The organism is Gottfriedia acidiceleris (assembly GCF_023115465.1).
In the GTDB taxonomy this organism is placed as follows: Bacteria; Bacillota; Bacilli; order Bacillales; family Bacillaceae_G; genus Gottfriedia; species Gottfriedia acidiceleris_B.
In genome coordinates this window covers 177,564-189,109 of record NZ_CP096034.1, presented here as the reverse complement: position 1 = coordinate 189,109, position 11,546 = coordinate 177,564, and the positions used below count along the sequence as shown (strand labels likewise).

The window sequence follows — 11,546 nt, the reverse complement described above, 5'->3', positions numbered from 1 at the left end:
TGTTTTAAATAACATTCAAAACTTTCAGTAGGTTAAAAAAGTAAATTAGCAATTTAATTAGCTACTAATTCGCAAAATACAACCGCTACAACCGCTTAGTGACTGTCTATTGACGTGTGGGTATTATTATTCTTCATCCAGCTCCCTAACAAGTTCATAATAGGTTCCTAATTTGAAATAACCATTGGATGCAGAAAAATGTGAAAAATAATCTTCTGGTTTATCGGTTTTATAGGCAGTAATAACACTTCTTTCCTTAGTTAATATTACTATCCAATCCTCACCGTTTTTGATATCAGTTTTCCCAAATACATATCTATCACTTTTCGAATGTAAACTCATATCGGGGTCGTTCGTTAAAATACTTTCTATAATAATATTATAATCGTCCATAGTCGCATTTTCTGGTAAATGCTTTCTATATTTTCGCTCTCGAATATGAATTTTTGCGTTTTCTTCCTCCCAAAAAAACAGTTCCTCATTTTCATTTTTTTCTATATTTTTTCTATGTATCTTATCTATTGTGTCAATTAGATTAAAAGCATCCAACTTTGCCTTTGTATCCCAAGAAGAATTACCATCCATTGATATTTTTACCTCCTAGATTGATTTCTAAATTCAGTACATATTTTAAAGATAATACAAAAACACCTTTCTAAAATTTACACATCTTTTTTTCTTACATTAATCAACTTTTAACAAATATTATATCATGAAAATTTATAATTTTTAAAAATCAATATATTCATTAATAATACCCAATAAAAAAACCGCACCTATATAGATGCGGTACGGTTGTAAATTAATTCTTCTACTAATTTGAAAAGTAATTGGTTAAAATATCTTATCTTATTTAGCTGGTTTTTTAACTACTACACGTTCATCAATTTCACTAACAATAAATTCATCTTTACTAGTTATACTTTCATCGTTATATATATTCAAACGAATCATCTCCCATTAATTACATAGTAGGATTTCAAAATAATTGTTTAAGCTTAAAAAATACCTTTGTTTTCGAGTTACCAACTTTGTTGTTGAGTTACCATCTTTGTTGTTGAGTTACCAACTTTGTTGTTGAGTTACCGTCTTTGTTTGTTTTTAACAATCAGTTTTTATTTTCAAATTTGATTATTCAACAGTAACTGATTTTGCAAGATTACGTGGTTTATCAACATCACAACCACGATGTAAAGCAGCATAGTAAGAAATTAATTGTAATGGTACGACTGAAAGGATTGGAGATAATTCTTCTTGTACTCTTGGTAAAATGAAGCGATCGCCTTCCATATTTAATCCTTCCATAGAAATGATACAAGGATTAGCACCACGTGCAACAACCTCTTTTACATTTCCACGAATGTTTAAGTTTACTGATTCTTGTGTTGCTAATGCGAAGATTGGAGTCCCTTCTTCGATTAGAGCAATTGTACCGTGTTTTAACTCTCCACCAGCAAATCCTTCTGCTTGGATGTAAGAAATTTCTTTTAGTTTTAATGCGCCTTCTAGGCAAACGAAGTAATCTACGTTACGACCGATGAAGAAAGCATTACGAGTTGTAGCTAAATATTCTGTAGCAATTTTTTCAAACTCTTCTTTTTGGTTTGTAATTGATTCCATTGCATTTGCTACAATTCCAAGTTCTTTAACTAGGTTAAAGTTAACTGTTTTTCCTTTTTCTTTTGCAAGAGCATTTGCAACAATTGCAAGTACTGCTAATTGTGCAGTGTATGCTTTCGTTGATGCAACAGCGATTTCAGGACCTGCATGTAAAGGAAGAGTGAAATCAGCCTCACGTGATAATGTTGATCCTGGAACGTTTGTCAGTGTAATTGCTTTATGACCTAATTTATTTGTTTGTACTAAACATGCTCTACTATCAGCAGTTTCACCGCTTTGTGAAATATAAATGAATAATGGTTTTTCTGAAAGCAGTGGCATATTGTAAGAAAATTCACTTGCAACATGTACTTCTACAGGTAATCCCGCCATTTTTTCAATAAACTGTTTACCAACAAGACCAGCATGATAACTAGTTCCACAAGCAACAATATATAATCTGTCAGCTTCTGCTAAAGCCGCTTTAATTTTTGAATCGATTACAAGCTCGCCATTTTCATCTTGGTACTTTTGGATAATATTACGGATTACTAGAGGTTGCTCATCTGTTTCTTTTAACATGAAATGAGGATAAGTTCCTTTTTCGATATCGCTAGCATCAATTTCTGCTGTATATGGAGAACGTTCTTTTATATTTCCGTTAAGGTCCATTAATTGAACTCGATCTTTAGTAACTAAAATAACCTCTTTATCCATTAATTCAATAAATTGATCAGTAATTTGTAACATTGCCATCGCATCAGATGCAATAACATTAAACTCTTCACCAACACCAACTAGTAATGGACTTTTGTTTTTTGCTACATAAATTACATCATCGTTTTGTTTATCTAATAATGCAATTGCATATGATCCTTTAAGAAGCTTAAGTGTTTCTCTAAAAGCATCTAGCACAGATAAACCTTTTTTAATATGCAATTCAACTAACTGAACAATTACTTCAGTATCTGTATCACTTGTAAATTCAATATCATTTAAATAATCGTTTTTTAATTGTACATCGTTCTCGATAACGCCATTATGAACAAGTGTAAAACGTTCAGTAGAGCTTTGGTGAGGATGCGCATTACGTTTACTTGGAGCACCATGTGTTGCCCATCTTGTATGACCAATTCCAACGTGTCCGTCCGCTTTTGTAGGGATTGATTTACGTAATACTGCAATTCTACCTTTTTCTTTGTAAACTTCTACACCTTTGTCAGTTAAAAGAGAAATCCCAGCAGAATCGTAACCACGATACTCTAATTTCTCTAAACCTTTTAATAAAATTTCTTTCGCATTATCATTTCCAATATATCCAACGATTCCACACATAATTACTATTGCTTAGTAAGTCCAAAAACAAGACATACAAAATGTATAGGAATGGAATGCTGTTTTCCTAACCGTTTAACTATTTATTTTTCTATTCCCTCGTCATGTTTAATAATGGTAGAGGACTTACAAGCAATATCCACCTACCTTTCATATTCCGCTCATTAGCGAGTTCATTTTTTGTTTTAAACGGTGTATCAGATTATTTACGTTTGTGCACACAGTCACCCATGTGTTTTTCATAAATAATTTCGGTTGTGATACAGCAACCGGGAGTCATCCGCCGAAACTTCGATAAAACTCCACCTCGTCAACTACACATTCACGTCTAGTGTAGTTCTGGCGCTTTTGTAATATTTTATTATTTCTATACTCCTTCCTTGTTAGGAAAACAATAAAACAACTATACTATACTGTATTTAAACTGGTCAACAAAAAATGTTGAAAAAAAGTTATAGAATAGCTGTATATAACAAAAATATGCATAGACTTACACAAAAGTGCTCATCAATGCATATTTTTTTAATTTAAATTATTCTCCAACTTCTTCTTTTACAACAGCAACAATACGTTCTACATATTCTTTACATTCTGCTTCAGAAGGAGCCTCAGCCATTACACGAATAAGTGGCTCAGTACCAGAAGGACGAACTAAAATACGACCATTGCCGTTCATTTCTTCTTCTACCTCTGAAATGATTGCTTTAATCCGTTCGTTATTAAGTGCTTCATTTTTATCTGTAACACGTACATTAATTAATAATTGCGGATACTTTTTCATTTCTCCAGCTAATTGTGATAAAGTTTTACCTGTTTCCTTAACAATACTTACGAGCTGAATTGCACTTAACATACCATCACCAGTCGTAATATGATCTAAAAAGATGATGTGACCAGATTGCTCACCGCCAAGATTGAAACCATTCTTTCTCATCTCTTCCATTACATAACGGTCTCCAACACCTGTTACTGCACTTTTCATCCCATTCGTTTCTACTGCTTTGTAGAATCCTAAGTTACTCATAACTGTTGATACGATTGTGTTTTGTTTTAGACGACCTTTTTCATTTAAATATTTTGCACAAATATACATTATTTGGTCACCATCAACGATTTCACCATTTTCGTCGATTGCAATTAGACGATCTCCATCTCCATCGAATGATAAACCGATGTCAGCACCTTTTTCCTTTACAAGAGCTGCTAAAGCTTCAGGATGTGTAGAACCTACACCATCGTTTATATTAAATCCATTAGGATTCGTTCCCATTGTAACAATATCTGCTTCTAAATCTGCGAATAAATACGGCGCTAATGAAGAAGTAGCACCGTGTGCACAATCTAGAGCAACTAATAGGCCTGAGAAATCTTCATCAATTGTGTTTTTAAGGAATTGTAGGTATTTTTGACCACCTTCAAAATAATCACTAACTTGACACAAATCATTTCCAGTTGGTCTTGGTAGACGATCAACTTCAGCATCCATTAGTTCTTCAATTTCATCTTCTTGCTCATCCAACAATTTAAAACCGTCTGGACCAAAAAACTTAATTCCATTATCTGCAACAGGATTATGCGAAGCTGAAATCATAACACCCGCTTGTGCGCCAAGAGCTTTTGTTAAATAGGCAACACCTGGAGTAGAAATAACACCTAATCTCATAACTTCAGCACCAATTGATAATAAACCTGCAACTAGTGCTCCTTCAAGCATATGTCCTGATACACGTGTATCACGCCCAACAATAATTTTAGGTTTGACATTGTTTTTAGTTAATACATAACCGCCACATCGTCCAATTTTATATGCTAATTCAGGAGTTAACTCTTTATTTGCAACTCCTCGTACACCATCAGTACCAAAATATTTACCCATTTTAACTCTCCTTCTAATTCGATGACTGTCCTACATCGCCTGAATTCTCATTTTCATCAGTTTGAGCAGATTTTTTATCAGTAATTTCAATCGTTATTTTATCAAACTCTAAACTATATATAACTCCTTTTGGGCCGGTAATAGTAAGCGCTACATCTCTAGTTCCTGGATCTAACCCATTAACTTTTGCTGTAATATTTAAATCGCTTGGATTAATCGCATCCAAGTCTTCCTTAAATCCCTTGGCAGTAACTACTACTTTTCCTAATGGAGGCTTAGTAAACTTATATTCAAATTGATTATTTTCACCCACTAAATTAATAGGGATATTACTAAATTTCTTTTCCGTTTCTTGATCAAAATTAACGTCTACATTAATCGTACTTGAGTCAACTCTAAATGCTCCATTTGGAGTAGGTACATTAACTTCATATGTACCACTTTGATCAAATGAAGAGATGTCAACTGGCACTTCTATAGGTCCGTTAAACTTGTCCAACCAATCTTTAGACGCATAAATTCTTACTGCATCAACTTTACTAGCAAGACTACTTAGTTTTAAACCTTCTTTAAGTGTTCCTGTTTGCACTAACTTAATCGGGAAGCTAGCACTTTCAGAAACAATAGGAACAGTTACTTCAACTTTTCTTGGACTTGTAGTGAACGGAAGTTGAATACCTTTTTTATTGTATAATCTAACAGGTAACACCTGACTAAATGTTTGATTCGCATCAGTAACATCCACACCAACACTTGCATATGCCACTTGTGATACTTCATCTCTTGATCCTACAATTGAAACTAAACCTGGTTTAACAATCGCATTTTCTGCCTTATAGCCATGTTTAATCTTTTTTTCATTTAAATAAACAACTTTAACTGAAACTGCTTTTTCAATTTTTTCATTAATTGTTACTCTAACAGTTCTTGGTTTAATAGTCGCTTTTATTTTATCTGAAATATTTCTAATTTTTAAAGGAACTTCATATGTACCTAAAGCATAAGAAGTTAGGTCCAAATATACTTCAAAATCCTTCTTCATTTCAGCCGTTTTTACAATGCTATTAGGTCCATCTAATTGCACTGAAACATTCTTTGGAATTCCAGTTACAATTAGATTGCGCTGATCGTAAATAGGAGTTACTGGTACATCTCGTACTAATTCTTTATTATTAACAAACGGTATGTCTCCTAATCCCGATGTACTAGATTGTGGAACTAGATTGACAGACATGAAAAGTAATAATGTTACTAATAAAGCGATTCCTCTTAATATCCATCGATTATCCATAAAATTATCCATTACGTTTCACCTTCCAATTCCATTTAGATGTAGTGGACTCTTCTGGTGATTTTAGTTCAGTATTTAATAAATTTATAAGCTCGTCTTTTGATAATTCTCTGTATAGATTTCCATTCCTTGCTACTGAAACTGCACCTGTTTCCTCGGAAACCACAATCGTAATACTGTCAGTAACTTCACTGATACCAACTGCCGCTCGATGTCTCGTTCCTAATTCCTTTGAAATAAATGCACTCTCAGACAAAGGTAAATAACAGGCTGCTGCTGTAATCTTTTCACCTTGTATAATTACCGCTCCGTCATGTAGTGGTGTATTTGGTATAAAGATATTAATCAATAATTCTGATGATAAATTAGCATTCATACGAATACCGGACTCTATGTAGTCACCCATACCTGTTTGTCTCTCAAATGAAATAAGTGCACCTATTCTTCGTTTAGCCATGTATTCAGTGGCCTTTGCAATGTTTTCAACAATATCATTTCGGTCATTAATCCCACTACCTGTCGTTCTAGAGAAGAAACGGCCACGTCCAAGCTGTTCTAGTGCTCTCCTTAATTCAGGTTGAAAGATAATAATAACCGCCAAGAATCCCCATGTTAATGCTTGATCCATTAAAAATTGTAAGGTATGCAGTCCAAATAGGCTGCTTAATACTTTTACAACAATAATGATTGTAACACCCTTTAAGAGTTGGACAGCCTTCGTCCCTTGAATAATGATAATTAATCTATAAATAACAAACCAAACTATTAGGATATCTAATCCATTCTGTAAATACTGTAAAAAATTTATATGTAAAGAAGGCATCTTTTACCCTCCAAATTCTATAGAATAAAACTGTATCTTGAGTATTATACCATATTTTTGCAATACACAAAATTTGTGAGTTATTAATTATATTAACAATACTTTAACGACTATTTTAATTATATTAAACAAAATTACAGATATATATATGTTGGCTCTCTGTATTAATAGGAGAATGACCATCAATTCATATTTAATTTTGAATTTTTTGAAGGATAGTTCTCAAGAATTTTTTGATAAAAACAAAAAAGCTAGCGAATGCTAGCTTTTTTACTTTACAGAGTGTTGAAATATAAAAACGTCAATAGAGAAAACGGACTTTAAGTGAACATTTCATAATTATAAAATTAGCATTTTTTGAATGATCTTTTAATGGTTATAAATGTTAATATGTCTGAGCAATTTCATTATTTCAATAACACTAGAAATGATTTTTTTAAAAGTTAAAAAAATATTATGAGCTTTTTTTAGAAAACAAATTAGATTTTTTAGTTTAATAAATGTTCAATATTAATTGATCTACAATCTGATTAAACTTAGTTTACTCTAAGTAAAGGCTTTTTGATTAGGGTTTATCGCAGACATTTTTAGATGAATAAGTTGATTGGAATGGAGGGATGCTCGACTCCTATGGGATAAGCGGGAAGGCTGAGACCCCGCAGGCTTGCCGAGGCCACTGAAAAACAGTCAATTTTATTTACTGTAATCTATATATGATCTAAAAAAGGCGATTTTTCGTTCAGAATTGAACGGAAAATCGCCTTTTCCTTTATACATTTTTATTTTTCTTCCTTCATTAAGGTCAGTATTCGTTTTAAATTAACTGCGAATATGGCCATTGCCCCTTGCATTTCCATGCCTAATAGACCCGTGGAATTTGCTACATTGTACCCGTGTCTGTGTTTTAATTCACTATTTTTTGCTTCAATTTTATAGCGTTCTTTTGATTTCTCTTTGAAATATTCGCTTTCTTGAAATTGTGCATGCTCTTTGTGTTCAGTTGATTTAATTGTTACACTATATGATTTACTTTTGGCACCTTCTTTGTAACATCCATCTTTAAAGGGACATTTTTTACATTTTTCAATATCAAAGTAATACATATCTCGCGGATTTTTTTTCTGATTTTTTCTTTCTTGTCTTCTTTTTCGGATTGCCATATGACCTGCCTTGCAAACGTACATACCCGCATCCTTATTATATTGAAATTCATCTTCTTTTTTACGTGTTCCATGTGTAATCGTTGGGTTTAATTTCGAAACTAATTTTAATTCATTTTCATTTACGTATTGAAGATTATCAATCTCTGAATAAGCTGTATCACCAATGACTGTATCAATTTCCATTCCTGTTTCACAACTTTTTTCAATCAATGTTTGTAGGTACTTTCCATCATTTTTTTCACCAGTAGTAACCAATGCAGCTGTAATAAGACGCTCTTCGTTCATCGCAATATGTGTTTTATAACCAAAGAATGAGGTATCAGCTGATTTGTGACCAGTTTTTGCGTCAGGATCATGTGAAAATTCTAGGTTGCCCTCGTAATCTTCTACAATTTCTTTTAGATAGTTTAGTTTTTCTTTGACTTTTGGATATTCACGGATTGATTCTTCTTTTTCCACAGATTGGATGACTTTTTGACTATATTTAATTTCATCGATTAAATCATTCGTTGTTGGCTTTTGTGGGAATTTTCCTCTCATTCCCTCATTGATTTGATAAACAGCTTTTCGAAGAAGCTTTGACTTTTCCATTAAAAATTCTTTTGGTGATTTTTGATTATATCGCGATCTTGTATGAGTTGCATCAACTATAATGGAAGTACTTTTAATTAGTTCTTTTTCAAGTGCGATTTCGACTGTTTTATTGATCAACATGTCTAATAATTCAACATCTTTTAAACGAAGCTTACGAAATTTCGTTAAAGAACTTGAATTGATCACTGATTCTTCCGGAGCCATATCAAGAAAATATTTAAAAGACATATCATACTTTGATCGTTCAACAACATCAACATCTGATAAATCAAAGATCGATTTTAGTAACAAATATTTGAACATACGAATAGGCGGCACTGCATTCCGGCCGTTATCAAGGCAATATTTATTTTTTAATTCTTCTAAAACAAACGTAAAATCTACTAATTCATTTATTTGACGAAGTATATTATCTTTCGGAACAATTAAATCGTATAAAGCCATGAAAGGACTGAGAGTAAAAGATTCTTGATTTGAGATCATTCGATACACCACCGTTACTTGATACAACAATTATACAAGAAAAAAGTGAAGGCTTCCTCGATGAAATCGAGAAAGCCTTCACTTTTTTTAATCACAAGGACTTTTTCAGTGGCCTCGGCTTGCCGAGGAGGCTCAGGTCTCGCCCCATGGAAAGCGAGCATCCTGTAATGGAAATCAACATCACTCTACTCCTTTTACGAAAATTTGATAATTAATTGACAAGTAGTTTTTCAACAGCATGCAAAAAAGCTAGCGAATGCTAGCTTTTTTATTTTTGAAATAATTAAAGTAACTTCTCACCTAATAATGAGCCTATTAATGCAACGGCTACGATTGCTGTTCTATTTCTTTCGTCTAAGATTGGATTAACTTCTACGAATTCAATTGAAGTAATGATATCAGCATCAGATAACATTTCCATCGCTAAGTGACCTTCTCTATAAGTGATACCTCCAGGAACAGGTGTACCTACTCCAGGAACGTGAATTGGATCTAGACCATCAAGATCTAAAGATAAGTGTACACCATCACAACCTTTTAAGTGGTCAATGCTTTCTTCCATTACTTTTGTCATTCCTAATTTATCAATTTCATGCATTGTATAAACTTTAATTCCTAGTTCTTTAATAATTGCTCTTTCGCCTTCATCAAGATCACGTGCGCCAATAATGATCACGTTCTCTGGTTTTACTTTAGGGAAGTATCCACCTATTTTCGTTAATAAATCGTGACCATGACCTAAAGAAACAGCTAATGACATACCATGAATATTACCAGAAGGTGATGTTTCAGCAGTATTTAAATCTCCATGTGCATCAAACCAAATTAATCCTAGATTATTATAATGTTTTGATACACCTGCTAATGTACCGATTGCGATACTATGATCACCGCCAAGTACTAGTGGCATTCTGTTTCTTTTAATAACTTCATCTACTTCAGCAGCAAGCTTTTCACATGTTTCTTTTACAGATTTTAAGTTCTTTAAATTATGTTCTGAATTATCTTCTATAACTGGTGTACGTTCTACTAAAATATCACCTAAGTCTTCTACTTGATAAGACATTCTTTCAATACGTTCGTGTAATTGTGCATATCTAATTGCACTTGGCCCCATATCTACTCCACGTCTAGTTTGTCCTAAATCTAGTGGTACTCCAATAATTGAAATATCTTTTAACATTTTTATTTCCCCCATCTATTGAAATTCATAAAAGAAAACGCTTACTTGTTTTTGAAAAAATATAATTTTTTGACTGTTAAAGTTATTAATTATATTAATAGTTTAAATCTTTTGAAACAAATGGGTCAACTCGACATTTTTTTGTATACATATGCATTTTTGGCTTTTGAGATACTATATCATATGATTATATACAACAAAAAACCTTAGTCATTTGACTAAGGTTTAACTTTATGTATATTGGTGGAGCCTAGCGGGATCGAACCGCTGACCTCCTGCGTGCAAGGCAGGCGCTCTCCCAGCTGAGCTAAGGCCCCACTATTTATGTATATGCGAATGGAGCGGAAGACGGGGCTCGAACCCGCGACCCCAACCTTGGCAAGGTTGTATTCTACCACTGAACTACTTCCGCACATAAAAAAAAAGAGTGAGCCATGAAGGATTCGAACCTTCGACCCTCTGATTAAAAGTCAGATGCTCTACCTACTGAGCTAATGGCTCGCAATAAAATTACGATAAAATAAAAAAAAATGGCTGGGCTACCTGGATTCGAACCAGGGCATGACGGAATCAAAATCCGTTGCCTTACCGCTTGGCTATAGCCCAACAATAAATGGTGGAGGGGGACGGATTCGAACCGCCGAACCCACAGGGAGCGGATTTACAGTCCGCCGCGTTTAGCCACTTCGCTACCCCTCCGGTATTTATTAAATTAAATGGTGGAGGATGACGGGCTCGAACCGCCGACCCCCTGCTTGTAAGGCAGGTGCTCTCCCAGCTGAGCTAATCCTCCGTAAAATAAATGGTGACCCGTACGGGACTCGAACCCGTGTTACCGCCGTGAAAGGGCGGTGTCTTAACCGCTTGACCAACGGGCCAGTACAATTTTTCCTAAGCTTCCAACCGGGCTCGAACCGGTGACCTCTTCCTTACCATGGAAGTACTCTGCCTGCTGAGCTATGGAAGCATTAAGTTGAAAATGGCTCCGCAGGTAGGGTTCGAACCTACGACCACTCGGTTAACAGCCGAGTGCTCTACCACTGAGCTACTGCGGAATAATCTTAAAACCAAGCGACGTTCTACTCTCACAGGGGGAAACCCCCAACTACCATCGACGCTGAAGAGCTTAACTGCCGTGTTCGGTATGGGAACGGGTGTGACCTCTTCGCTATCATCACTTGATTCATTTTCTTTAAGAC

The 11,546-nt window shown here is 34.2% G+C and carries 7 protein-coding genes, 9 tRNA genes and 1 rRNA gene; all 17 read right to left on the bottom strand.

What is annotated here, in order from left to right; all coding sequences use genetic code 11:
• Positions 1-126: 126 nt before the first annotated feature.
• The 17 genes from MY490_RS01035 to rrf all read right to left on the bottom strand — a co-directional run bounded on the left by MY490_RS01035 (position 127) and on the right by rrf (position 11,529).
• Positions 127-585: a hypothetical protein gene (locus MY490_RS01035; RefSeq protein ID WP_248267624.1), complete on the bottom strand. Its 459-nt coding sequence runs from the start codon at positions 583-585 to the stop codon at positions 127-129.
• 546 nt (positions 586-1,131) lie between these two features.
• A complete protein-coding gene (glmS, locus tag MY490_RS01030; RefSeq protein ID WP_248267623.1) occupies positions 1,132-2,934 on the bottom strand; it encodes a glutamine--fructose-6-phosphate transaminase (isomerizing) in 1,803 nt (600 codons plus the stop codon).
• A 532-nt stretch (positions 2,935-3,466) separates the two neighbouring features.
• Positions 3,467-4,810, bottom strand: coding sequence for a phosphoglucosamine mutase (glmM, locus tag MY490_RS01025; RefSeq protein WP_248267622.1), 1,344 nt, complete (start codon positions 4,808-4,810; stop codon positions 3,467-3,469).
• Positions 4,811-4,823: 13 nt separating this feature from the next.
• A complete protein-coding gene (locus MY490_RS01020) occupies positions 4,824-6,113 on the bottom strand; it encodes a CdaR family protein (protein WP_248267621.1) in 1,290 nt (429 codons plus the stop codon).
• A complete protein-coding gene (cdaA, locus tag MY490_RS01015; protein ID WP_097978505.1) occupies positions 6,106-6,924 on the bottom strand; it encodes a diadenylate cyclase CdaA in 819 nt (272 codons plus the stop codon). Before cdaA ends, MY490_RS01020 begins: the two co-directional genes overlap by 8 nt.
• 779 nt (positions 6,925-7,703) lie before the next feature.
• Entirely contained in the window at positions 7,704-9,164 is a 1,461-nt protein-coding gene (locus tag MY490_RS01010; RefSeq protein ID WP_248267122.1) for an IS1182 family transposase, read from the bottom strand.
• Positions 9,165-9,447: 283 nt separating this feature from the next.
• Positions 9,448-10,347 (bottom strand): arginase, encoded by a 900-nt coding sequence (rocF, locus tag MY490_RS01005; RefSeq protein WP_248267620.1) that lies wholly within the window; start codon positions 10,345-10,347, stop codon positions 9,448-9,450.
• 241 nt (positions 10,348-10,588) lie between these two features.
• A tRNA-Ala gene (locus MY490_RS01000) sits at positions 10,589-10,664 on the bottom strand.
• Positions 10,665-10,684: 20 nt separating this feature from the next.
• Positions 10,685-10,759 (bottom strand) — tRNA-Gly (locus MY490_RS00995).
• Positions 10,760-10,775: 16 nt separating this feature from the next.
• Positions 10,776-10,848: transfer RNA gene (locus tag MY490_RS00990), tRNA-Lys, on the bottom strand.
• A gap of 30 nt (positions 10,849-10,878) precedes the next feature.
• A tRNA-Gln gene (locus MY490_RS00985) sits at positions 10,879-10,953 on the bottom strand.
• Positions 10,954-10,961: 8 nt separating this feature from the next.
• Positions 10,962-11,046 (bottom strand) — tRNA-Tyr (locus MY490_RS00980).
• 18 nt (positions 11,047-11,064) lie between these two features.
• Positions 11,065-11,140, bottom strand: a tRNA-Val gene (locus MY490_RS00975).
• Between the two features lie 10 nt (positions 11,141-11,150).
• Positions 11,151-11,225, bottom strand: a tRNA-Glu gene (locus MY490_RS00970).
• Between the two features lie 16 nt (positions 11,226-11,241).
• Positions 11,242-11,314, bottom strand: a tRNA-Thr gene (locus MY490_RS00965).
• 13 nt (positions 11,315-11,327) lie between these two features.
• Positions 11,328-11,402: transfer RNA gene (locus tag MY490_RS00960), tRNA-Asn, on the bottom strand.
• An 11-nt stretch (positions 11,403-11,413) separates the two neighbouring features.
• Positions 11,414-11,529 (bottom strand): 5S ribosomal RNA (gene rrf, locus MY490_RS00955).
• Positions 11,530-11,546 lie beyond the last annotated feature (17 nt).

What these genes read in the sequence shown, in the direction of transcription:
- MY490_RS01035 (WP_248267624.1), bottom strand. Translation starts at nt 585, where the DNA reads ATGGATGGTAATTCTTCTTGGGATACAAAGGCAAAGTTGGATGCTTTT.
- glmS (WP_248267623.1), bottom strand. Translation starts at nt 2,934, where the DNA reads ATGTGTGGAATCGTTGGATATATTGGAAATGATAATGCGAAAGAAATT.
- glmM (WP_248267622.1), bottom strand. Translation starts at nt 4,810, where the DNA reads ATGGGTAAATATTTTGGTACTGATGGTGTACGAGGAGTTGCAAATAAA.
- MY490_RS01020 (WP_248267621.1), bottom strand. Translation starts at nt 6,113, where the DNA reads ATGGATAATTTTATGGATAATCGATGGATATTAAGAGGAATCGCTTTA.
- cdaA (WP_097978505.1), bottom strand. Translation starts at nt 6,924, where the DNA reads ATGCCTTCTTTACATATAAATTTTTTACAGTATTTACAGAATGGATTA.
- MY490_RS01010 (WP_248267122.1), bottom strand. Translation starts at nt 9,164, where the DNA reads ATGATCTCAAATCAAGAATCTTTTACTCTCAGTCCTTTCATGGCTTTA.
- rocF (WP_248267620.1), bottom strand. Translation starts at nt 10,347, where the DNA reads ATGTTAAAAGATATTTCAATTATTGGAGTACCACTAGATTTAGGACAA.